At 64.4% G+C, this 22,357-nt stretch carries 25 protein-coding genes; 22 read left to right on the forward strand and 3 right to left on the reverse strand.

Annotated elements, in window-relative coordinates:
• Positions 1-18: 18 nt before the first annotated feature.
• Together QZS21_RS00195 and QZS21_RS00200 are read left to right on the forward strand one after the other, a co-directional pair.
• Complete coding sequence (locus tag QZS21_RS00195) at positions 19-252, forward strand: DUF6514 family protein (RefSeq protein WP_295578798.1); 234 nt, start codon at positions 19-21, stop codon at positions 250-252.
• Positions 253-365: 113 nt separating this feature from the next.
• Entirely contained in the window at positions 366-2,063 is a 1,698-nt protein-coding gene (locus QZS21_RS00200; protein ID WP_295578800.1) for a glutamine--tRNA ligase/YqeY domain fusion protein, read from the forward strand.
• Positions 2,064-2,100: 37 nt separating this feature from the next.
• Here the strand turns inward: QZS21_RS00200 and QZS21_RS00205 are convergent, their stop codons facing one another.
• Positions 2,101-2,511 (reverse strand): PaaI family thioesterase, encoded by a 411-nt coding sequence (locus QZS21_RS00205; RefSeq protein ID WP_295578802.1) that lies wholly within the window; start codon positions 2,509-2,511, stop codon positions 2,101-2,103.
• A 240-nt stretch (positions 2,512-2,751) separates the two neighbouring features.
• Here QZS21_RS00205 and QZS21_RS00210 point away from each other — a divergent pair, with 240 nt between their 5' ends.
• Together QZS21_RS00210 and QZS21_RS00215 are read left to right on the forward strand one after the other, a co-directional pair.
• On the forward strand, positions 2,752-4,143 hold the full coding sequence (locus tag QZS21_RS00210; protein WP_295578804.1) for an MATE family efflux transporter: 1,392 nt from the start codon (positions 2,752-2,754) through the stop codon (positions 4,141-4,143).
• Between the two features lie 10 nt (positions 4,144-4,153).
• Positions 4,154-4,756, forward strand: a complete 603-nt coding sequence (locus QZS21_RS00215) for an AAA family ATPase (RefSeq protein WP_295578806.1) — start codon at positions 4,154-4,156, stop codon at positions 4,754-4,756.
• Positions 4,757-4,884: 128 nt separating this feature from the next.
• Here QZS21_RS00215 and sigG read toward each other — a convergent pair whose 3' ends face one another.
• Positions 4,885-5,655 carry an RNA polymerase sporulation sigma factor SigG gene (gene sigG / locus QZS21_RS00220; RefSeq protein ID WP_295578807.1) on the reverse strand — a complete coding sequence of 257 codons (771 nt, stop codon included), beginning with the start codon at positions 5,653-5,655 and terminating at the stop codon, positions 4,885-4,887.
• Positions 5,656-5,797: 142 nt separating this feature from the next.
• Here sigG and QZS21_RS00225 point away from each other — a divergent pair, with 142 nt between their 5' ends.
• From QZS21_RS00225 to QZS21_RS00275, 11 genes are all read left to right on the forward strand, one after another.
• Positions 5,798-6,082 (forward strand): YlmC/YmxH family sporulation protein, encoded by a 285-nt coding sequence (locus QZS21_RS00225; protein WP_295578809.1) that lies wholly within the window; start codon positions 5,798-5,800, stop codon positions 6,080-6,082.
• A gap of 212 nt (positions 6,083-6,294) precedes the next feature.
• Positions 6,295-7,029: a 30S ribosomal protein S2 gene (gene rpsB, locus QZS21_RS00230; RefSeq protein WP_295578811.1), complete on the forward strand. Its 735-nt coding sequence runs from the start codon at positions 6,295-6,297 to the stop codon at positions 7,027-7,029.
• A 54-nt stretch (positions 7,030-7,083) separates the two neighbouring features.
• Complete coding sequence (tsf, locus tag QZS21_RS00235) at positions 7,084-8,001, forward strand: translation elongation factor Ts (RefSeq protein ID WP_295578813.1); 918 nt, start codon at positions 7,084-7,086, stop codon at positions 7,999-8,001.
• A 164-nt stretch (positions 8,002-8,165) separates the two neighbouring features.
• On the forward strand, positions 8,166-8,939 hold the full coding sequence (locus QZS21_RS00240) for an AIM24 family protein (RefSeq protein WP_295578815.1): 774 nt from the start codon (positions 8,166-8,168) through the stop codon (positions 8,937-8,939).
• A gap of 139 nt (positions 8,940-9,078) precedes the next feature.
• Positions 9,079-9,738 (forward strand): site-2 protease family protein, encoded by a 660-nt coding sequence (locus QZS21_RS00245; protein WP_295578817.1) that lies wholly within the window; start codon positions 9,079-9,081, stop codon positions 9,736-9,738.
• A gap of 9 nt (positions 9,739-9,747) precedes the next feature.
• Positions 9,748-10,530, forward strand: coding sequence for a ScpA family protein (locus QZS21_RS00250; protein ID WP_295578819.1), 783 nt, complete (start codon positions 9,748-9,750; stop codon positions 10,528-10,530).
• A gap of 249 nt (positions 10,531-10,779) precedes the next feature.
• Positions 10,780-11,406 carry an SMC-Scp complex subunit ScpB gene (scpB, locus tag QZS21_RS00255; RefSeq protein ID WP_295579049.1) on the forward strand — a complete coding sequence of 209 codons (627 nt, stop codon included), beginning with the start codon at positions 10,780-10,782 and terminating at the stop codon, positions 11,404-11,406.
• Positions 11,407-11,439: 33 nt separating this feature from the next.
• Positions 11,440-12,087: a hypothetical protein gene (locus tag QZS21_RS00260; protein WP_295578821.1), complete on the forward strand. Its 648-nt coding sequence runs from the start codon at positions 11,440-11,442 to the stop codon at positions 12,085-12,087.
• A gap of 30 nt (positions 12,088-12,117) precedes the next feature.
• Positions 12,118-12,504: a GerW family sporulation protein gene (gene ytfJ / locus QZS21_RS00265; protein WP_295578824.1), complete on the forward strand. Its 387-nt coding sequence runs from the start codon at positions 12,118-12,120 to the stop codon at positions 12,502-12,504.
• An 83-nt stretch (positions 12,505-12,587) separates the two neighbouring features.
• Positions 12,588-13,640, forward strand: coding sequence for a D-alanyl-D-alanine carboxypeptidase family protein (locus tag QZS21_RS00270; protein ID WP_295578826.1), 1,053 nt, complete (start codon positions 12,588-12,590; stop codon positions 13,638-13,640).
• A 12-nt stretch (positions 13,641-13,652) separates the two neighbouring features.
• Positions 13,653-14,360 carry a pseudouridine synthase gene (locus tag QZS21_RS00275; protein WP_295578828.1) on the forward strand — a complete coding sequence of 236 codons (708 nt, stop codon included), beginning with the start codon at positions 13,653-13,655 and terminating at the stop codon, positions 14,358-14,360.
• A 166-nt stretch (positions 14,361-14,526) separates the two neighbouring features.
• Here QZS21_RS00275 and QZS21_RS00280 read toward each other — a convergent pair whose 3' ends face one another.
• Positions 14,527-14,673, reverse strand: a complete 147-nt coding sequence (locus QZS21_RS00280; RefSeq protein ID WP_295578831.1) for a hypothetical protein — start codon at positions 14,671-14,673, stop codon at positions 14,527-14,529.
• Positions 14,674-14,741: 68 nt separating this feature from the next.
• On the opposite strand from QZS21_RS00280, the gene QZS21_RS00285 reads away from it, so the two are divergent.
• The 7 genes from QZS21_RS00285 (at position 14,742) to QZS21_RS00315 (ending at position 22,357) form a co-directional block, all read left to right on the forward strand.
• Positions 14,742-15,608 (forward strand): MurR/RpiR family transcriptional regulator, encoded by an 867-nt coding sequence (locus QZS21_RS00285; RefSeq protein WP_295578833.1) that lies wholly within the window; start codon positions 14,742-14,744, stop codon positions 15,606-15,608.
• Entirely contained in the window at positions 15,601-16,854 is a 1,254-nt protein-coding gene (locus QZS21_RS00290) for an NAD(P)/FAD-dependent oxidoreductase (RefSeq protein WP_295579051.1), read from the forward strand. Before QZS21_RS00285 ends, QZS21_RS00290 begins: the two co-directional genes overlap by 8 nt.
• Positions 16,851-17,528: a (d)CMP kinase gene (gene cmk / locus QZS21_RS00295; RefSeq protein ID WP_295578835.1), complete on the forward strand. Its 678-nt coding sequence runs from the start codon at positions 16,851-16,853 to the stop codon at positions 17,526-17,528. Before QZS21_RS00290 ends, cmk begins: the two co-directional genes overlap by 4 nt.
• Complete coding sequence (locus QZS21_RS00300; RefSeq protein WP_295578837.1) at positions 17,525-18,172, forward strand: 1-acyl-sn-glycerol-3-phosphate acyltransferase; 648 nt, start codon at positions 17,525-17,527, stop codon at positions 18,170-18,172. Before cmk ends, QZS21_RS00300 begins: the two co-directional genes overlap by 4 nt.
• Positions 18,157-20,127, forward strand: a complete 1,971-nt coding sequence (locus QZS21_RS00305) for a bifunctional 4-hydroxy-3-methylbut-2-enyl diphosphate reductase/30S ribosomal protein S1 (protein ID WP_295578839.1) — start codon at positions 18,157-18,159, stop codon at positions 20,125-20,127. Before QZS21_RS00300 ends, QZS21_RS00305 begins: the two co-directional genes overlap by 16 nt.
• Positions 20,128-20,307: 180 nt before the next feature.
• Entirely contained in the window at positions 20,308-21,654 is a 1,347-nt protein-coding gene (locus QZS21_RS00310) for a butyryl-CoA:acetate CoA-transferase (RefSeq protein ID WP_295578841.1), read from the forward strand.
• A 211-nt stretch (positions 21,655-21,865) separates the two neighbouring features.
• Positions 21,866-22,357 carry a CarD family transcriptional regulator gene (locus tag QZS21_RS00315; protein WP_295578843.1) on the forward strand — a complete coding sequence of 164 codons (492 nt, stop codon included), beginning with the start codon at positions 21,866-21,868 and terminating at the stop codon, positions 22,355-22,357.

The raw sequence follows: 22,357 nt of genomic DNA on the forward strand, positions 1-22,357 counted from the left end.
GTCTTGCGGCGTTGTTTGATGGGAACGGCGAGATGCAAAGCCCAAACGGTGTGCTACTATCTTCTGGTGGAGGAGCTGGAGAGCGGAACGGAGGCCTACGGGGTGTCCGTGGAGTGCGGAGGGGAGCGGGAGGCCCGCCGGCGCCTGACGGTCTCAGGGAGGAGCGTCCTGGGGCTGATCCGCCGCCTGATTCAAGGCGGGGTGACGCCGGTGGCCCTGGGGGACGTGGTGGAGGACTGGCTTCTGCGCTGAGGGTGCAAAGCCCTGCAAGGCCTGGGAGAGGCGTGATTTTCCTTGCAATTTCCAGCGGAATTCGGTATAATACAACCCTACGCTAAAAACTTGCACAGGAAGGACGGATCGCCATGGCTGACGAAATCAAAACCACGCAGGAGGAGCCCTCCGAGAGCCGGAACTTCATCCATGCTTTTATAGAGGAGGACATCGCCCCCGGCGGCCAGTACGAGGGCATGACCGTCCACACCCGCTTTCCCCCAGAGCCCAACGGCTACCTCCACATCGGCCACTGCAAGGCGCTGACCATCGACTTCGGAACGGCGGAGAAGTACGGCGGCCTCTGCAACCTGCGGATGGACGACACCAACCCCACCAAGGAGGACGAGGAGTTTGTGGAGGCCATCAAGGAGGACATCCACTGGCTGGGGTTTGACTGGGGCGACCGCTTTTTCTACGGCTCCGACTACTTTGAGGAGGACTACCGCCAGGCGGTGGGCCTCATCCGGAAGGGGCTGGCCTACGTCTGCCAGCTCAGCCCAGAGGAGTTCCGCGCCCACCGGGGGGAGATCGGCGTGCCCGCCACCTCCCCCTACCGGGACCGTCCGGTGGAGGAGAGCCTGGACCTGTTCGCCCGGATGCGGGCGGGGGAGTTCCCCAACGGCGCCATGACCCTCCGGGCCAAGATCGACCTGGCCAGCGGCAACTTCAACATGCGGGACCCGGTGCTCTACCGCATCAACCACATGCACCACCACCGCCAGGGGGACAAGTGGTGCATCTATCCCATGTACGATTTCGCCCACCCCATTCAGGACGCCCTGGAGGGCATCACCCACAGCCTCTGCTCTTTGGAGTTTGAGGCCCACCGCCCCCTGTACAACTGGGTGGTGGAGCACTGCGACCTGCCCGCCCGGCCCCGGCAGATCGAGTTCGCCCGCCTGGGTATCGACCACACGGTGATGAGCAAGCGCAAGCTCCGCCGCCTGGTGGAGGAGGGGCGGGTCTCCGGGTGGGACGACCCCCGGATGCCCACGCTGTGCGGCCTGCGCCGCCGGGGGTACACCCCCCGCTCCATCCGCAATTTCTGCGAGCGCATCGGCGTGGCCAAGAGCAGCAACGTGGTGGAGTACGGCTTTTTGGAGCACTGCCTGCGGGAGGACTTGAACGAGACCGCCCAGCGGGTGATGGCCGTGCTGCGGCCTGTCCGGCTGACCATCACCAACTATCCGGCGGACAAGCAGGAGACCGTCACCGTGGAGAACAACCCCCTGGACGAAGCCGCCGGCACCCGGGAGGTGGCCTTCTCCCGCAACCTCTGGATTGAGGTGGACGACTTCCTGGCGGAGCCGGTGCCCAAGTACAAGCGGCTCTATCCCAGCGGGCCGGAGTGCCGGTTGAAGGGGGCCTATCTCATCACCTGCACCGGCTGCGTGAAAGACGAGGCGGGGAACGTGGTGGAGGTCCTGGCGGAGTACGACCCGGAGAGCCGGGGCGGCGACCCCGCCGACGGCCGGAAGGTGAAGGGGGCCACCATCCACTGGGTGGACGCCGGGACCGCCGTGGACGCGGAGGTGCGGCTGTACGACAACCTCTTCACCGACGCCGATCCCGACGCGGCGGAGAAGGATTTCCTGGAGTGCCTGAATCCCCACTCCCTGGAGACCCTCACCGGCTGCAAGGTGGAGGCGGGGCTGGAGCGGGCCGAGGCCCCCGCCAGCTTCCAGTTCATGCGCCTGGGGTACTTCTGCCTGGACAGCCGGGACTCCCGCCCCGGCCATCTGGTGTTCAACCGCAGCGTCAGCCTGAAGGACAGCTTCAAAAAATGAGAGAAGGGGGCCTCACCCACAGGTGAGGCCCCCTTTTTTATAGGTCCAGCAGCTCCTCCAGGATGAAGAAGGTGAAGGTGCCGGTGCCCAGCAGGACGCCGTCCTGGTCCCGCAGCTCCACATCGCAGACGCTGAGGGTCTTTCCCGCCTTCACCTCCCGGGCGGTGGCGGTGACGGTGTCCCCGGACTTGGCGCTGCGCAGGAAGTGGTAGCCGGCGTCCACCGTGACGGCGGCATGTCCGTGGGAGACCACGGCGGAGCCGCAGGCGGTGTCCGCCATGGAGAAGTACACGCCGCCGTGGGGCAGGTTCAGAGGGTTCAGGTCCTCCGGCCCCATGGTCTTCACCACCACCGCCCGGCCGGGGCCGATCTCCGTCACCCGGATGCCCAGGCGGCGGCAGAAGGTGTTTTTGCTGTTTCGGAATGCGATGAGCTTTTCGTAATCCATGGGGCATCTCCTCGTTTTTTTGCTTGATTGTACGCTTTTTTTCCCCGTGCGTCAAATTTTCCCCGGGAAGATTTGTGAAAAACTGCCTTTGCCGCCGGCGGCGGGAGGTGGTATCCTGGGGATACAGCGTGTGGCTTGACTGCGTAAATCCGGTTGTCGGCCCCACGCGGTTTCTTTTTGCAGAATTGGGCGGGGCCGGAGCCCCGCGCCGTATTTTTTGCGAAAAGGAGCGATTTTTTCATGGATGAGACCCATCAAAACGCGTATTTGGCACAGGAGCCCCTGGGGCGGCTGATGGGGCGCTACGCGGTGCCCTGCGTCGTGTCGCTGCTGGTGGCGGCGCTGTACAACATTGTGGATCAGATTTTCATCGCCAACACCGACTACCTGGGGTCCTACGGCAACGCCGCCAACACGGTGGTCTTTCCGCTGACGGTGGTGGCCCTGGCCGTGGCCGTCATGATCGGGGACGGCTGCTGCGCCTACGTCAGCATCTGCCTGGGGGCGGGGAACCGGGAGAGCGCCCGCAGGAGCATCGGCAGCGCGGTGGTGCTGTCGGCGGCATCCGGCCTGGCGCTGGCGGCGGTGTACCTGCTGTTCCGGGACCCGCTCCTCCGGGCCTTCGGCGGCGGCGTGAACCAGGAGACCTTTCTCCAGTCCCGGATTTACCTGTTCTATCTCACTCTGGGCATCCCTTTTTACGTGTTCGGCCAGGCCATGAATCCGGTGATCCGCTCCGACGGCAGCCCCCGGTTCGCCATGGCCTCCACCTTGGCGGGGGCGGCGGTGAACGCCGTGCTGGACCCAGTGTTCCTCTTCGGCCTGCGCTGGGGCATGATGGGTGCGGCGGTGGCCACGGTGCTGGGGCAGGTGTTGACGGCGGCCCTGGCGGTGTGGTATCTTTTTCATAGGGAGACGGTGGGGCTGACACGGCGCAGCTTCCGTCCGGACGGGGCGGTGCTGCGGAAATTCCTCCCCCTGGGCATATGCAGTCTCCTCTCTCAGCTCTCCCTGGTGGCGGCCATGGCGGCCATCAACAACATGCTCCGCAAATACGGCGCGGCGGACCCGGTGTTCGGCCAGGCCACCTACGCCCAGATTCCCATGGCGGTGGTGGGCATCGTCATGAAGTTTTTCCAAATCGTCATCTCCGCGGCGGTGGGCCTGGCCGCCGGCTGCATCCCCATTGTGGGCTACAACATCGGCGCGGGGCGGAGGGACCGGGCCCGGGGGCTGTTCACCCGCCTGCTGGCGGCGGAGGCCTGCGTGGGCGCTGTGGCTCTCCTGGCGGCGGAGCTGCTGCCGGAGCAGCTGATCGGCCTGTTCGGCGCTGCCAACGAGAGCACCTACTACACCGCCTTTGCCGTCAGGGCCTTCCGCATCTATTTGTGCACGCTGGTGCTTGCCTGTGTGAACAAGGCCGCCTTTATCTTCCTTCAGTCCCTGGGGAAGGCCCTGCTGTCCACGGCGCTGTCCATGGTGCGGGAGGTGGTGTTCGGCGTGGGCTTCGCCCTGCTGCTGCCGGCCTTTCTGGGGCTGGACGGTGTCCTGTGGTCCATGCCGGTCTCGGACGTTTTGACGTTTCTCATCTCGGCGGCGGCAATCCGCTGTACCTACCGGACGTTGTGCTAAGGAGGCAGCTATGAAAAACAGAGTCATCACCATCAGCCGGGAATTCGGCAGCGGCGGCCGCACCGTGGGCCGCCGGACCGCCCAGGCGCTGGGCATCCCCTGCTACGATCAGGAGCTCATCGAACAGCTGGCGGAGAAGAGCGGTTTTACCAGGGACTATGTAAAAGAGCAGACGGAGTACGCCCCCTACGGCGGCTGGCTCAACGCCCTCGCCAGCCGGCCAGACAACGGCCTAACCAACCAGGATCAGCTCTGGCTGCTTCAGCGCCGGGTCATCCTGGATCTGGCGAAGCAGGGCCCCTGCGTGATCGTGGGCCGGTGCGGGGACTACATCCTCCGGGACGCAGCGGACTGCCTGACGGCGTTCATCCACGCCAGCCTACAAAAGCGGGCGGAGCGGATTGTGCGGGTCTACGGCGAGACCGCCGAGGCGCCGGAAAAGCGCCTGCGGGACAAGGACAAGCGCCGGGCCGCCTACTATCAGTTCTACACCGACGTGGCCTGGGGCCGGGTCCAGAACTACCACGTGGCGCTGGACAGCGGCGTGCTGGGCATCGACAAGTGCGCGGAGATTTTGACGGATCTGTACCGCAGCGGAGCCGCCTCCCGGTGAAGAGGCCCCTGCTTTCCGCCTCCTTGGTCCGCAGTGGGGCAGGGAGGGGCAGCGCCGTTTCCCGGGCGGCACCGGCGCAGTAGGCGCAACCAAAGAGGAGGGGGGCCGGTACGGCCTCCCTCCTCTTATTAAATATGCTTTTTGATGGTGTTGATGGCGCCCTTTTCCAGCCGGGACACCTGGGCCTGGGAGATGCCCACCTCCTGGGAGACCTCCATTTGGGTCTTGCCCTCGTAAAACCGCAGGGAGAGGATGCGCCGCTCCCGGTCGTCCAGCAGCTTCAGAGCGTCCTTTAAGGCGATGCGCTCCGTCCAGTGCTCGTCGGTGTTCTTCGTGTCCCGGACCTGGTCCATGACGCAGATGGCGTCGCCGCCGTCGGCGTACACCGGCTCGTAGAGGGACACCGGGTCCACAATGGCGTCCATGGCGAAGACCACCTCCTCCCGGGGGATGTCCAGCTCCTTGGCGATCTGCTCCACGGTGGGCTCCCGCTGGGTCTGGGCCACCAGCCGGTCCCGGGCCTGGAGCACCCGGTAGGCCGTGTCCCGCATGCTCCGGGAGACCCGGATGGCGCTGTTGTCCCGGAGGTAGCGGCGGATTTCCCCGATGATCATGGGCACGCCGTAGGTGGAAAAACGCACCGGCTGGCGGATGTCAAAATTGTCGATGGCCTTGATGAGGCCCACGCAGCCCACCTGGAAGAGGTCGTCCGCGTTCTCCCCCCGGCTGGCAAAGCGCTGGATCACGGAGAGCACCAGCCGCAGGTTTCCCTCGATGAGCTGGTTGCGGGCCTCCTGGTCCCCCTCCTTGGTCCGGCGCAGCAGCTCCATGGTCTCCTCGTTTTTCAAAACCTTCAGTTTGGACGTATTGACCCCTGCAATTTCGACTTTTCCCTGCATGAAAGCCGCCCTCCGCTCCAATTGAAACTTCAAAAGTCAGTATGACCCCCGGCGGATTTTCCTATACTGGAAGCTTTTGTCGCTTTCTGGATGCATAGGACAGTCTTTCGGCCGCATAGGGTCAGGGCAGGGAGGGGTGTTTATGCAGTGCAGAATCCGGGACCTCCGGTGCAAGGAGGTCATCAACATCTGTGACGGCTGCCGGTTGGGATTCGTGGGGGACGTGGACGTGCGGGTGCCGGAGGGGCAGGTGGCCGCCATCGTGGTCTACGGCCCCTGCCGCTTCTTCGGCCTGTTCGGCAGGGGGGAGGAGTTCTATATCCCCTGGGAGTGCATCCAGCGTATCGGGGACGACATCATCCTCATCGACAAGCCCTTCCAGCGCCGGGACCCGGCCCTGGAGCGGAAGCGGCGGCGGAAATTTTAAGGAAACGGAAAAAAGTGCCGTGATTTCCGGAAATCGCCGAAATTTTTCCGCAGTTTTTGGAAAAAATGCTTGCATTGGTGTAGGCGGCTGTGATATTATATTTCAGCATTCCGCACGGCGTGTGGACCTCCCGTCTGTGCCCATCCGGGTTGGCGGGGGGGAGGAAACCGCCGGAGGTTCAAACTAAATTTGATTTGGAGGAACTCAACACTATGGCAAATTCTAACGTCGTATCCATGAAAGCCCTGCTGGAGGCAGGCGTCCACTTCGGTCACCAGACCCGCCGCTGGAACCCCAAGATGGCTCCGTATATCTATACCGAGCGCAACGGCATCTATATCGTGGACCTGCAGAAGACCGTGCGCAAGCTGGAGGAGGCCTATAACTTTGTCCGCCAGCTCAGCGAGAGCGGCCAGTCGTTGCTGTTCGTGGGCACCAAGAAGCAGGCCCAGGAGGCCATCCGCGAGGAGGCCACCCGCTGCGGCCAGTACTTCGTCAACGCCCGCTGGCTGGGCGGCATGATGACCAACTTCAAGACCATGCGCACCCGCGTGGACCGGCTGAACCAGCTGAAGACCATGCAGGCCGACGGCACCTTCGACATGCTGCCCAAGAAGGAAGTCATGAAGCACCTGGGCGAGATCGAGAAGCTGGAGAAGTACCTGGGCGGCGTGAAGGACATGAAGAAGCTGCCCGGCGCCCTGTTCATCGTGGATACCCGCAAGGAACGCAACGCCATCGCCGAGGCCCACAAGCTGGGCATCCCCGTGGTGGCCATCGCCGATACCAACTGCGATCCCGACGAGATCGACTACGTCATTCCCGGCAACGACGACGCCATCCGCGCCATCAAGCTGATCTCTTCCATCATGGCCAACGCCATGCTGGAGGGCAAGCAGGGTGAGCAGACCGAGGACGCCGCCGTGAAGGCCGAGGACGCCCAGTAAGTCTCTCCCGGGGGAGCAAGCGTCTCCCATACAACGATATTGGAGGAAACAAAAATGGCTTTTACAGCAGCTGATGTCAAGACCCTGCGCGAAATGACCGGCGTGGGCATGATGGATTGCAAGAAGGCGCTCTCCGCCACCGACGGCGACATGGACAAGGCCGTGGAGTGGCTGCGCGAGAAGGGCATGGCCGCCTCCGCCAAGAAGGCCGGCCGCATTGCCGCCGAGGGCATGGCCATGGCAGAGGTCGTCAACGGCGTGGGCGTCGTGGTGGAGGTCAACGCCGAGACCGACTTCGTGGGCAAGAACGAGAAGTTCGTGTCCTTCGTCAAGGGCGTGGCCGCCACCGTGGCCAAGGAGAACCCCGCCGACATGGACGCCCTGATGGATTGCAAGTACGACGGCTCCGACCTGACCGTGACCCAGCAGCAGCAGGAGATGGTCCTGGTCATCGGCGAGAACATCAAGGTCCGCCGTTTCGCCCGCTTCACCGACGGCACCTCCGTCGCCTATGTCCACGCCGGCGGTAAGATCGGCGTGCTGGTGAACCTGGAGACCGACCTGCCCGCCGAGAAGGTGGAGGCCGTGGGTAAGGACGTGGCCATGCAGATCGCCGCGCTGAACCCCCGCTTCTGGGACAAGGCCCAGGTCACCCAGGACGTGCTGGACGAGGAGAAGAAGATCATGATGGTCCAGATGGAGAATGATCCCAAGATGGCCTCCAAGCCCGAGCAGGTCCGGGAGAAGATCGTTCTGGGCAAGCTGAACAAGTTCTACGCCGAGAACTGCCTGCTGCAGCAGGAGTTCGTGAAGGACGGCGACATGACTGTGGAGCAGTATATCGCCGCCTCCGCCAAGGCGCTGGGCGGCACCATCACCTTCAAGAACGCCGTGCGTTTCGAGAAGGGCGAGGGCATCGAGAAGAAGCAGGAGAACTTCGCGGAGGAAATCGCCGCGATGGTGAAGGGCTGATCCCGTGTTCCCGACAGGGGACGGACGCACATGCGTCCGTCCCCTTTTTGCGTCCCCGCCGGGCGGCTTTCACAGATTTCCGGCGATTTTACTTGCCGCCGGGGTCCCAATGGGGTATGATGGGAGGGCGAACCGGATCAAAACCAACTTTTAGGAGGAACCACATGTACCAGATTTCCAATTTTACCGACAACGACGACGTCAAAACCCTCTCCCAACTGGGGGGCTTCTCCGTCATCGAGTACCAGCGGGATTTGAGCGTGACCCCCGCTTCCGCCGTCACCGCTTATTACTGCGCGGAGATGAACGTGCGCAAGCGCCAGCTGGTGTGCGACCTGTCCAAGGCCCAGGTGACCATCCAGGCGGGGGCCATGCAGTGGATGCTGGGCAACGTCAGCGCCACCACCGGCATCAAGGGCGTGGGGGACCTCTTCGGCAAGGCCGTCCGGGGCAAGGTCACCGGGGAGTCCGCCATCAAGCCGGAGTACACCGGCGACGGCATCCTGGTTCTGGAGCCTACATACCGCCACCTGATCCTCCTGGACGCCGCCGACTGGAACGGCTCTGTGGTGCTGGACGACGGGCTGTTCCTGGCCTGCGACTCCCGCCTCAAGCACAAGGCGGTCATGCGGTCCAACTTCTCCTCCGCCGTGGCCGGCGGGGAGGGGCTGTTCAACCTGAGCCTCAGCGGCAGCGGCGTCTTCTGCATCGAGTCGGAGTGCCCCAAGGAGGAGCTGATAGAGATCACCCTCCAGAACGACGTCCTGAAAATCGACGGCAACTACGCCATCGCCTGGAGCGGCAGCCTGGACTTCACCGTGGAGCGCTCCGGCAAGAGCCTCATCGGCTCCGCCGCCTCCGGCGAGGGCCTGGTGAACGTGTACCGGGGCACCGGCAAGGTGCTGATGATGCCCACGGCTAAGATGCCCAACGTCTGAGCCCGGGGCGCAAAAAAGGAGAGGCGGATGCCTCCCCTTTTTTGCGCCCCGGGCGGGAGAACGCGGGATTTTCCTTGTATTGGGCGGCGCTGTTTGGTATAATACATCTATATTTCGGGCTATTATGACGGGAGAGGCTATGCTGCATCATCTGCAAAATCTGTATCACGCCCTGGACTTTTCCTCCATGGGGAACGCCGCCCTGCGGGTGGCCGCCATTTTTTTGTGCCTGACGGTCCATGAGACCTGCCACGGCCTGGCGGCCTACGCCCTGGGGGACCCCACTGCCAAGTCCATGCACCGGCTGAGCCTGAACCCCCTGCGCCACATCGACTGGCTGGGCCTTGCGATGATGTTTGCGGTGGGCTTCGGCTGGGCAAAGCCCGTGCCGGTGAACCCCAGGTACTTCAAGCGGCCCAAGCAGGGCATGGCCCTCACCGCTCTGGCGGGGCCGGTGTCCAACCTGCTGCTGGCGGCGCTGTTCATTGGAATCAGTAAAGTGATCTATCTTTATGCCCCTTACAGCGCACTGTGGCAGACCGTTTTTGACTTCTGCCTGTACACGGTGGCGCCGCTGTCCGTGGGCTTGGGGCTGTTCAACCTGCTCCCCATCCCGCCCCTGGACGGGTCCAAGGTGCTGGCGGTGCTGCTGCCGGACCGGGCCTACGGGCTTTTGATGCACTACGAGCGGTACGGCATGCTGGTGCTGCTGGCCCTGTCCTATTTCGGCGTCATGGGCGGTTTTATCGGCAACGCCATCTTCGGTGTGTTCAGCGCCCTGATGAACCTGTTCTATTGAGGTGAGCCTTTGGAAAATCCCGTATACAAGCTGGAAAAGGTGGTCCGCTCCCGGTCCGAGGAGATGCAGGACTTTGAGGGCCCCCTGGACCTGATTTTGTTTTTGCTGGGCAAGAACAAGCTGGAGATTCAGGACATCTCCATCTCCCTGATCTGCGGGCAGTACATCACCTGGCTGGAGCAGCGCCAGCGGATGGACCTGGAAGTGGCCAGCGAGTTTGTCACCATGGCCTCCCATCTGGTGTACCTCAAGACCCGGATGCTGCTGTCCATCGAGGACGAGGAGGCCAAGAGCGAGATGGACGCCCTGCTCCAGTCCCTGGAGGAGCGGCGGAGAAACGAGAACTACGTCCGGGTGAAGGCCATGGCGGCCCGGCTGGGGCCCATGGGGGAGTTCGGGCGGAACATCGTCACCCGGAATCCGGAGCCCATGGAGCGGGGGAAGATCTACGAGTACAGCCAGGACCGGGGGGACCTAGTGCTGGCCATGGCGGAGATTCAGAGCCGGGCGGAGCGGGTGCTGCCGCCGCCCCAGACCGCCTTCCGGGACATCGTGCGCCACGAGCCCTATCCGGTGGAGAGCAAGGCCCGGGAGATTTTGCAGCGGCTGCGGGACCACGGCATCACCCGGTTTTTGCTGCTGTTCCGGGGCAACCGCAGCCGCAGCGAGGTGGTGGCCACCTTCCTGGCGGTGCTGGAACTGTGCCGGGCCCATCTGCTGCACCTGGCCGGGTCCGAGACGGACTGCACGGTGCGCCAGGAGGGCGAGCCGCCGGAGAACCTGCACCTGTAAGCTGGGAGGTCCCTGATGAAAACCGCTTCCGTGATCCGGTGCATTCTGACCATTGGTGCACGCTACTCGGTCTGCTTGGGGAAGAATTTGATCGCAGGGAGCTTTTTGTATGTGGACTATGGATTGTTGAATGGGTCGAGTACCGAACATCCGGGAAAATAGGCGGCCTGCTGCTGATGGGGGCGCTGTTCCTCTTTTGCCTGATACTCGCCGTTATTTATCACTGAAGGAGAATCAACCGTGGAACCCATGGAGATGAAAGAGATCGAATCCGCCATCGAGGGCATCCTGTTCGCCTCGGGGGAGCCGGTCCAGGTGGACCGTATCTGCGTGGCCCTGGATATGGACCGGCCCACGGTGGAGCAGGTGCTGCAAAAGCTGATGGACTACTACGCCTATGAGCGCCGGGGCATCCGGCTGCTGCACATTGAGGACGGCTGGCAGCTGTGCTCCTCGCCGGACTACGCGGACATCATCCGCAGGGCCTTTGAAATCCGCAAGCCCGCCAAGCTCAGCCAGCCCGCGCTGGAGGTCCTCACCATCATCGCCTATTACCAGCCCACCACCCGGGCCTACGTGGACCAGATTCGGGGGGTGGACAGCGCCTACACCATGGGCCTGCTCCAGGAGCGGAAGCTCATTGAGGAGTGCGGGCGGCTCCAGGTGCCGGGCAGGCCCCACCTGTACCGGACCACCAAGCAGTTCCTCCGGGCCTTCCACCTCACCAGCCTGGAGGACCTGCCGGAGATGCCGGACCTGGGCGGCGAGGGCCAGATGCGGCTGGACGAGGAGGGGCGGATCGTGGACCCGGCGGAGGGGGCGGAGATCACCGGCGCCGACACGCCGGAGACCGCCGGCTTTCCCGCGGAGGAGTGAGGGCTTAAAAGACAGGAAGGGAGGGGATCGGCGGTGATCTGGTGGGTACTGGCGGCGGTGGCGGCCCTGGTGGTTGTGCTGCTGCGGGCCCGGGTGGGCGTCCGCCTCTCCGCTGCGCCGGGGAATCTGACCGTGGATTTGTGCCTGGGTCCCTTCCGCATCCGGCTTCTGCCCGCCGGGGAGACGCCGAAGGCCGCCGCCGAAACGACCGCCGCGGAGGCGGAGGAGACCGCTGAGGCCGCCGGCCGGGTGCTGCCCAAGGTGGACGCCCAGACGGTGGCGGACGCGGTAAAGGCCCTGTGGCCGCCGCTGCGGCGGGCCCTGGAGAGGACCCGGCGGGCCATCCGGGTTCGCCCCTTCCGCCTCTCGGTGACGGTGGGCGCCGCCGGGGATCCGGCGGCGGGGGCGGTGCTGTACGGCAGGCTCCAGGCCGCCGTCTGGACCGGGATGCCGGTGCTGGAGCGGCTGCTGGTAATTCCGGACCCGTACATCCACACCGGCCTCGACTTTGACCGGCCGGACACGGTGCTGGAGGGCACCGTGGGCGTGTCCCTTCCCATCGGGACGCTGCTGGGCGTGGCGGCGGGCGTGGGCCTCCCCGCGCTGAGGTGGTTTTTACGCCTGCAAAAACAGCAAAAGAAGATGCCGCCGGCCCAGACGCCTAGCGGCAGGGCTGCGTGAGAAAGAACGGAGGACGACATGGAGGGCTCTATGGACAAGAAAAACCAGCTGAACGACATGATGCGCACTGCAATGGACAAGGTGCGGGAGATGGTGGACACCAACACCATCGTGGGCCAGCCCATCACCACGCCGGACGGCGTGACCCTGATCCCCATCTCCAAGGTCAGCTTCGGCTTTGGCGGCGGCGGCGGGGACTACGGCAAGGCCCCTCAGGAGAATTTCGGCGGCGGCAGCGCCGCCGGGGTGAAAATCGATCCGGTGGCCTTCCTGGTCATCAAGGACGGCGCCACCCGGGTGCTGCCGGTGGCGGTGCCGCCGGTGTCCACCCTGGACCGGGTGGTGGAGATGGTGCCGGATATCATGGATAAAGTGGAAAAATATTTCGACAAAAAGGAAGCAAAAGAATTCGAGTGACAAGGGTATACTACCATCACTGTGAACAAACGAGGTGATGGGATTTGTCCAAAGGATTCCGCTGTTTTTTCGCGGCGGCGCTTGTGCTGTTCAGTCTGTTCCCTTGTCAGGCGAAGGCGGTGGGGACCTCCGCCGCGTCCGCCATTCTGGTGGACGTGGACAGCGGCCGGGTGCTCTATGAGCAGAATGCCGACGCCCGGATGCTCATTGCCAGCACCACCAAGATCCTGACGGCCCTGGTGGCCATCCGGGAGGGGGACCTCTCCGACGTGGTGACGGTGAAGCGGGAGGCGGCGCTGACGGAGGGCTCCTCCATGTATTTGAAGGAGGGGGAGCAGCTCACCCTGGAGACGCTGCTCTACGGCCTGCTGCTGTGCTCCGGCAACGACGCCGCTGTGGCCATCGCGGACCATGTGGGCGGCAGCCAGGCGGGCTTTGTGAAGATGATGAACGACACCGCCCGGGAGATCGGCATGGAGCACTCCTCCTTCGCCAATCCCAACGGGCTGGACGATGAGAACCACTACTCCACCGCCCGGGACATGGCGTGCCTGGCCCGGACGGCGGTGGACAACGAGACGCTGGTGCGCATCGCCTCCACCCGCACCGTCACCATCGGCGGCCGCACCATGACCAACCACAACAAGCTCCTCGCCATGGAGGAGGGGTGCATCGGCCTGAAGACCGGATACACCCGGGCCGCCGGACGGACCCTGGTCAGCTGCGCGGAGCGGGGCGGCCAGCGCCTGGTGGCGGTGACCCTCCAGGATGGCAACGACTGGGCGGACCACCAGAGCCTCTATGACTACGGCTTCGCCGCCTATCCCGCCCAGCGGGGGGCGGTGCTGGGCCAGGTGGTCCGGCGGGCGGCGGTGGCCGGCGGCATGAGCGCCTCGGTGCCCCTGGTGGCGGCGGAGGGCTTTGCCTGGCCCCTGGCCCAGGGGGAGACCCTGGAGACCCGGGTGGAGCTGGATGCGCCGCTGACGGCGCCGGTGCTCCTGGGAACCCGGGTGGGGGAGGCGGTGTTCACCGTGGGCGGCGCGGAGGTGGGCCGGGTGGGCCTGCTGTGCGGCGAGACGGTGCTGCCGGCGGTGGAGAGCGCCCTGGCGGTGCTGAAAGAGGGACTTTCGTCCTAGGGAGAGGAAGCTATGGAAGAGCGGCTGCAAAAACTGCTCTCCGCCGCCGGGATCTGTTCCCGCCGGGCGGCGGAGGGGTACATCACCGCCGGACGGGTATGCGTCAACGGCGAGACCGCCCGGCTGGGCCAGCGGGCGGACCCGGAGCGGGACCGGATTCTGGTGGACGGCGTGCCGCTGGAGGGCCGGGAGGCCCCGGTGTATCTCCTTTTGAACAAGCCCCGGGGCTATGTCACCACCCTCTCCGACGAGCGGGGACGGCGGACCGTGGCGGAGCTGACGGCGGGGTGCGGCGCCCGGGTGTATCCCGTGGGGCGGCTGGACCTGGACTCCGAAGGCCTGCTGGTGATGACCAACGACGGGGCACTGATGCAGCGCCTCCTGCATCCCAGCGGGGAGGTGGAGAAGACCTACCTGGTGTCCGTCCGGGGCGCGGTGCAGGGGGCGGCGGAGCGGCTGTCCGCCCTGACGGAGCTGGAGGGGGAGGCCATTCATCCCGCCCGGGTGGCGCTGCTGCGGCAGTCCGGGGAGACGGCGGAGCTGTCCGTCACCATCCACCAGGGGAAAAACCGGCAGATCCGCCGGATGTGCGCCGCCTGCGGCCTGATGGTGCTGCGGCTGCGGCGGGTGCGGGAGCACACCCTGGAGCTGGGAGACCTGGCCCCGGGGGAGTGGCGGTATCTGACGGCGGAAGAGGTAGCGGTGCTGAAGCAGGCGTAGAGGGCGCGTGGCCGGGAGCCGCGCGCTTTTTGCAAGCTTTACAAAAATTCCTGCAAAAAGCTGTTTGAATCAGCGGCTTTTTGTGTTACAATAATGACTGCTGACTCAACCGCTTCGCGGCTGAATCGCGCGGCGATGCCGCGCAACTCCATCAAGGCGGCCGTTTTCAGCCGCTTTTATGGAGTTGCGCCATTGCTTCAATGTGTACTACAGGCGGCTTTTCAAAAGCCGCCTGTGGAGCGCAGAGGTTTTTTCTGTATTCGCGGAAAAAACCTGCACTTGAACAGAGCTTTCGGCGTTGTTCAGTACGCATTCCAATACGGCAGGATGCGTTCCGCCCCGGCGGGCGCTCCGAGGACGGAACACACGGAGGAATCAACCGTGGCAAAGAGTATCTTACATAGCATCGAGAGCAGCATGGGCGGCTTTTCCAAGGGCCAGAAGCGCATTGGAACGTACATTCTGGAGCACTACGACAAGGCCGCCTTCATGACCGCCAGCAAGCTGGGCAAGCTGGTGGGCGTCAGCGAGTCCACCGTGGTCCGCTTCGCCTCGGAGCTGGGCTACGACGGCTATCCCAGCATGCAGCGGGCGCTGCAGGAGATGATCCGCAGCCGCCTCACCTCCACCCAGCGGATCAAGGCGGCGGGGGAGCTGTACGACCGGCAGGACGTGCTGGGCGCCGTGCTCCACTCCGACATGGAGAAGCTGCGGGAGGTGGCCGTTGGCGCCGACCGCAAGCAGTTCGACGACGTGGTGGACCGCATCCAGAACGCCCGCCATATCTATATCCTGGGCGTCCGGTCCTCCACCTTCGTGGCGGGCTATTTGAATTTTTACATGCACCTGCTGTTTGAAAACGTGACGCTGGTCCAGTCCACCGCCGCGGGCGAGATTTTCGAGCAGCTATTCCGCATCGGGCCGGAGGATGTGGTGATCGCCATCAGCTTCCCCCGGTACTCCCAAGTAACCATGAACACCGTCAAATTCGCCCGGGCCAGGGGGGCTTCCATCATTGCCGTCACGGACAACGAGCTCTCCCCCGTGTACCAGATGTCCGACGCGGCGCTGCTGGCCCCTTGCGAGATGATCTCCTTCGTGGACTCCATGGTGGCGCCGCTGTCGCTGATGAACGCGCTGCTGGTGGCCCTGGCCGCCCGGATGGGCACGGACGTGTCCTCCACCTTCGCGGAGCTGGAGGACATCTGGAACGAGTACGGCGTGTTCGGAAAGATGGATGATGAGTAACGAAATCGTTGTAATCGGCGGCGGGGCCGCCGGCATGATGGCCGCCATCGCCGCCGCCGAGCGGAGCGCCGCCGTCACGCTGCTGGAGCCCAATGAGCGGCTGGGCAAAAAGCTGAACATCACCGGCAAGGGCCGCTGCAACGTGACCAACAACGCCGACCGGGAGACGCTGCTTGCCAACGTCCCCCGCAACGGCAAGTTTTTGTACAGCGCCTTCTCCCGGTTTGACGGGCGGGACGCCATGGCGTTTTTTGAAGCCCTGGGGGTCCCGCTGAAGACGGAGCGGGGCAGCCGGGTCTTTCCCGTCAGCGACCGCTCCTTCGACATCAGCGCCGCCCTGGAGCGGCGGCTGAAGGCGCTGCGGGTGCGGCTGGTCCGGGACCGGGCGGCGGAGGTGGAGACGGCGGAGGGCGCCGTCCGGGCCGTGGCGGGGGAGCGGGGGCGCTATCCCGCCGCGGCCGTGATTCTGGCCACCGGCGGCGTCAGCTATCCCGCCACCGGCTCCACCGGCGAGGGCCACCGCATGGCGGCATCCCTGGGCCACACGGTGACGCCCCTCCAGGGCTCCCTGGTGCCCCTGCGGGAGCGGGGAAACCTGTGCGCCCGGATGCAGGGGCTGAGCCTGCGGAACGTGGCGCTGACGGTGTTTGAAAATGAGAAGCGGATTTACACGGACTTCGGGGAGCTGCTGTTCACCCATTTCGGCGTTAGCGGCCCGCTGGTGCTGTCCGCCTCCGCCCATATGCGCCACTTCGACAAAAAGACCTACCGGCTGGAGATCGACCTCAAGCCCGCCATGGAGGAGACGGCCCTGGACCGGCGGCTGCTGTCCGACTTTGAGAAGTACGCCAACCACGACTTCTGCAACGCCCTGGACGACCTGCTGCCCCAGAAGCTGATCCCGGTGCTGGTGGAGCTGTCGGCCATCCCGCCCCACCAGAAGGTCCACGCCCTCACCCGGGAGCAGCGGCGGGAGCTGCTGCGGCTTTTGAAGCACTTTCCCATCCCGGTGGCGGGGCCGCGGCCGGTGACGGACGCCATTGTGACCTCCGGGGGCGTGCGCATTGGGGAGATCAACCCAACCACTATGGAATCCAAGCTTGTAAAGGGATTATACTTTGCGGGCGAAATCATCGACACGGACGCCTACACCGGCGGCTTCAACCTCCAGATCGCCTGGGCCACGGGCCGGGCGGCGGGGCAGGCCGCGGCGGAGGCGGCGGAGAAGGAGAGAGAGACCCTATGAAGCCCATCAGCATTGCCATCGACGGCCCCTCCGGGGCCGGAAAGAGCACTCTGGCCCGGAGCGCGGCCGCCAAGCTCGGCTATCTCTATGTGGATACCGGCGCCATCTACCGCACCATCGGCCTCCACGTCCGGGAGCAGGGCATCGACCCCCAGGACGAGGCGGCGGTGCTGGCGTCGCTGCCGGCACTCCGGGTGGAGCTGAGCTACGGCGGGGACGGTTTGCAGCACATGCACCTCAACGGCCGGGACGTGACGGCGGAGATCCGGCTGCCGGAGGTGTCCCGCTGCGCCTCCGCCGTGTCGGCCTACCCCGGCGTTCGGGCATACCTCCTGGAGATGCAGCGGCGGCTGGCCGCGGCGAACAGCGTGGTGATGGACGGACGGGACATCGGCACCGTGGTGCTGCCGGAGGCGGACGTGAAGGTGTTCCTCACCGCCTCGCCGGAGGAGCGGGCCCGGCGCCGCTGCCGGGAGCTGGAGGAGCGGGGGACGCCCCAGCCCTGCGAGACCATCCTGCGGGACATCCAGGAGCGGGACTGGAACGACACCCACCGGGCGGCGGCCCCCCTGCGCCAGGCGGAGGACGCCGTGCTGCTGGACACCACGGACCTGAATTTCCAGGAGAGCGAGGAGGCTCTTCTGCGCATCATCAAGGAGAGAATTGAGCCATGAGACCCTTCAATCCACTGTTTGTCTTCATCTACTATCTGGTGGGCTTCGTCTCCGCCATCCTCCACCCCACCACGGTGGAGGGCATGGAGGACCTGCCCCGCAGCGGCGTGCTGCTGTGCCCCAACCACGCCAGCAACTGGGACCCCATCCTGGTGGCCCTGCGGCTGCCGGTGAACTACCGGCTCCACATTATGGCGAAGGAGGAGCTGTTCCGCTATCCGCTGCTGGGATGGTTGCTCCACCGGGTGGGCGCCTTCCCCGTCAGCCGGGGCAGCAACGACATCCAGTCCGTGAAAACCGCCATCCAGTCCATCAAGGCGGGGGATAACCTGCTGGTCTTCCCCGAGGGGACGGTGGTCCGCAACGGCGTGGGCTGCGTAGACGGCCTACCCGCCCACGCCAAGGGCGGCGTGGCCATGATCGGCGTCCGGACCGGGGCCATCATGGTGCCGGTGTTCGTGGACGGGGAGAAGAGGCTCTTCCACCGGACCCGCATCATCTTCGGCAAGCCCTACCAGCCGGTGTACACCGGCCGCCACGGCACGGCGGAGGAGATGCAGAAGATCGCGGACGACATTCTGGAGGCCGCCTACGCCCTGGGGGGCCAGGCCGTGGGGGGGACGCCGCTGTGCCGGGAAGAGTGATTCTGGCGGAGAGCGCCGGGTTTTGCTACGGCGTCCGCCGGGCGGTGGAGACGGCGGAGCGGACCGCCGCAGAGCAGGGCCGCTGCTGGATGCTGGGGGACCTGATCCACAACGCCCACGTGGTCCGCTCGCTGGAAGAGCGGGGCGTGGAGAAGGCCGCCGGGCCCGAGGTCCTGGGCCGGGGGGATACGGTGGTGATCCGGTCCCACGGAGAGCTGAAGAGCGTGCTGGAGGAGTTGGAGGGGAAGGGCGTCCGCTGCGTCAACGCCACCTGCCCCAACGTCTGCCGGATTCAAAAGCTGGTGGCCCAGGCGGAGCGGGCGGGGCGCCGGAGCGTCATCATCGGCGAGCCCAACCACCCGGAGGTGGTGGGCGTGGCCAGCTGGTGCGCCCATCCCCTGGTGTTTGAGGGGCCGGAGGCGGTCCGGCAGTGGCTGGACAGGGGGGATACGGACTGGGAGACGCCGCTGACGGTGGTGGCGCAGACCACCTGCATTCGTGAACTTTTTGAAACATCTTGGAAAATCCTAAAAAAAGAGTGTACAAACGTAGAAATATTTGATACAATATGCAATGCTACGCATAAACGCCAGGCGGAGGCGGCAGAAATCGCCGCCAACGTGGACGTGATGGTTGTGGTGGGAGACCGTAAAAGCGCCAACACCAAACATTTGACGGAAATTTGCTTGAAGAGATGCCCACGCGTGTTTCAGATTGAAGGCGCGGACGAGCTCTCGCCGGATTTTTTCGATGGTTGCTCTGTTGCGGGTCTTACGGCCGGCGCCTCCACTCCTGCGGGCATCATTAAGGAGGTATATGCAACGATGAGCGAAGAAATCAAGGCGGCCGAGAGCCAGGAAGAATCCTTTGAGGAATTACTGAATCAGTCTTTCAAAACTTTAAATAATGGAGAACGGGTGACCGGCATTGTCACCGCCATCACCCCCACTGAGGTCCAGGTAGACGTGGGCGCCAAGCAGGCCGCTTATATCAAGCTCAGCGAGCTGACCGACGACCCCAGCGTGAAGGCCGAAGATCTGGTTCATGTGAACGACGAGATTGAGACGGTGGTGGTCCGCGTCAACGACGTGGAGGGCTACGCCGAGCTGTCCAAGAAGCGTCTGGATTCCATCAAGGTCTGGGAGAACATCGAGCAGGCCGTGGAGGATAAGACTGTGCTGGAGGGTGTCGTCACCGAGGAGAACAAGGGCGGCATCGTGGTGTCCGTCAAGGGCGTGCGGGTGTTCGTCCCCGCGTCTCAGAGCGGCCAGCCCCGGGGCGCCGATCTCTCCGCCATGGTCAAGCAGAAGGTCCAGCTGCGCATTACCGAGGTGAACCGCGCCCGCCGCCGGGTGGTGGGCTCCATCCGCTCCGTCAGCGACGAGGCCCGCAAGGCCGCCCAGGAGCAGGTCTGGTCCTCCATCGAGGTGGGCAAGCACTACACCGGCACCGTGAAGTCCATGACCTCCTACGGCGTGTTTGTGGACATCGGCGGCGTGGACGGCATGGTACATATCTCCGAGCTGAGCTGGAGCCGCATCAAGACCCCCTCCGAGGTCTGCAAGGTGGGCGACACCCTGGAGGTCTATGTCATCGGCTTTGATCCCGAGAAGCACAAGATCTCCCTGGGCGTGAAGGACCGCAGCATCGATCCCTGGGATGTGTTCATGGACAAGTACGGCGTGGGCGACGTGGCCTCCGTGCGGGTGGTGAAGCTGATGAGCTTCGGCGCCTTTGCCGAGGTGGTGCCCGGCGTGGACGGCCTGATCCACATCTCCCAGATCGCGGACCGCCGCATCGAGAAGCCGGAGGACGTCCTGTCCGAGGGCCAGGTGGTGGACGCCAAGATCACCGCCGTCGACGAGGAGAAGAAGAAGATCTCCCTGTCCATCCGTGCGTTGCTGGTCTCCGGCGACGAGGGCTACGGCGATGGGGAGTACGGCGACGAGGAGTAATCCCCCTTCCGAGTTTGAAAAGAGGCAGGCCCCTGCGGTCTGCCTCTTTTTGAGAGATTTCTTGTGATTTTTTTCACGCTTTCGATTGCATTTCCCCGGCGGACCTGCTATACTGACCGCAAGAAGTATGACGGCGGCCGAGACATCAGACAATAGAAAACGACTATGGGAGGAAGCAATATGAGCTATCGGGAAGAATACCAGCAGAAACTGACCTCCGCCGACGAGGCGGTGAAGGCCGTCCGCTCCGGCATGTGGCTGGACTACGGCTGGAGCGTCTGCACGGCCAACGCCCTGGACCGCGCCCTGGCCAAGCGGGGGGAAGAGCTGACGGACGTGAACATCCGGGGCGGCATCCTGACCCGCCGGCCCGCTATTTTCGACATTCCCAACGCCGCGGACCACTTCACCTGGAACTCCTGGCATATGAGCGGCATTGAGCGCAAGGCCATCGGCGAGGGCATCGCCTACTACATCCCCCTGCGCTACTCCGAGCTGCCCGGCTACTACCGCAACTGCATCAAGACCTTGGACGTGGCCATGTTCCAGGTGGCCCCCATGGACGAGCACGGCTATTTCAACTTCGGCCCCGGCGGTTCCCACCTCAAGGCGGTGTGCGAGTGCGCCAAGACCGTCATCGTAGAGGTCAACCGGAACATGCCCGTGTGCCTGGGCGGCTTTGAGAACTGCGTCCACATCAGCGACGTGGCCATGGTGGTGGAGGGGGAGAATCCCCCCATGGAGACCCTGGGCGGCTCCGGCGAGCCCTCCGAGGTGGATTTGGCGGTGGCCAACCTGGTGGTGCCGGAGATTCCCAACGGCGCCTGCTTGCAGCTGGGTATCGGCTCCATGCCCAACACCATCGGCAAGATGATCGCCGAGAGCGATCTGAAGGACCTGGGCGTTCACACGGAGATGTACGTGGACGCCTTCGTGGACATGTCCGCCGCCGGGAAGATCACCGGCGCCTGCAAGCCCTTCGACCGCTACCGCCAGACCTACGCCTTCGCGGCGGGGTCCCAGAAGCTCTACGACTTCCTGAACAACAACCCGGCCTGCATGGCGGCGCCGGTGAGCTATGTCAACGACATCGCCCGGGTGTCCCAGATTGAGAACTTCGTCTCCATCAACGGCGCGGTGGACATCGACCTCTATGGTCAGGTGTCCTCCGAGTCCTCCGGTACCCACCACATCTCCGGCGCCGGCGGCCAGCAGGACTTCGTGCTGGGTGCGTACCTGGCCAAGGGGGGCAAGAGCTTCATCTGCTGCTCCGCCACGGTGAAGGACAAGAAGACCGGCCAGCTCCACTCCCGCATCCGCCCCACCCTGCTGGAGGGCAGTGTGGTCACCGCCACCCGCACCAACCTCCACTGGCTGGTGACGGAGTACGGCAAGTTCAACGCCAAGGGCAAGTCCTCCTGGGAGCGGGCGGAGGGCCTGATCTCCCTGGCCCATCCCCAGTTCCGGGAGGAGCTGATCGCCGCGGCGGAGAAGATGGGCATTTGGCGCCGTTCCAACAAGAGATAAGGTCTTACCTCTCGCAATTTTGGCGGACAGCGGGTGCTGTCCGCCATTTTTTCCGGTATTTTAGGAAAAAAGGTTCCAAATTTTCCGAAAAACCGCTTGTAAATCTCTGGATGACCGCCTATAATGATAATTGTACAAATGTGTATTTGTGTGATACCAGTGTGAGGCGGGGACCAGTCACCGCACGGACCGGAAAGGAAAAGGGCTTGCCATGTTCAGGATCGGCGATCTTGTCGTGCATCCCATGCACGGCGCCGGCGTCATTGACAGCATCGTTCAGGAGCGGGTGGCGGGAGCCACCCAGGAGTACTATGTCTTTAAGGTGCCCGCAGGAGGCCTGCTCTTGAAGATTCCGGTGGCCAGCAGCAGCGCCATCGGCGTGCGGGACATCATCTCCCCGGAGGAGGCGGAGGCGCTGCTCTCCTCCATTCCGGAGCTGACGGTGGAAGTCAACACCAATTGGAACAAGCGGTATCAGGAGAATATGCTGCGGCTGAAGAGCGGCAACCTCTATGAGGTGGCCCGGGTCATCAAGGCCCTGATGCACCGGGAGCACCACCGGGGGCTGTCCACCGGGGAGCGGAAGATGCTCCACAACGCCAAGCAGATTTTAATATCCGAGATTGTATTGACGGAACACGCGGAATACGGCGAGGTGGAGGCCCGGGTGGATCGGGCCATGATGCAGTTGCCCGTATCGTGA

The organism is uncultured Oscillibacter sp. (assembly GCF_900544955.1).
Taxonomy (GTDB): Bacteria; Bacillota; Clostridia; order Oscillospirales; family Oscillospiraceae; genus Oscillibacter.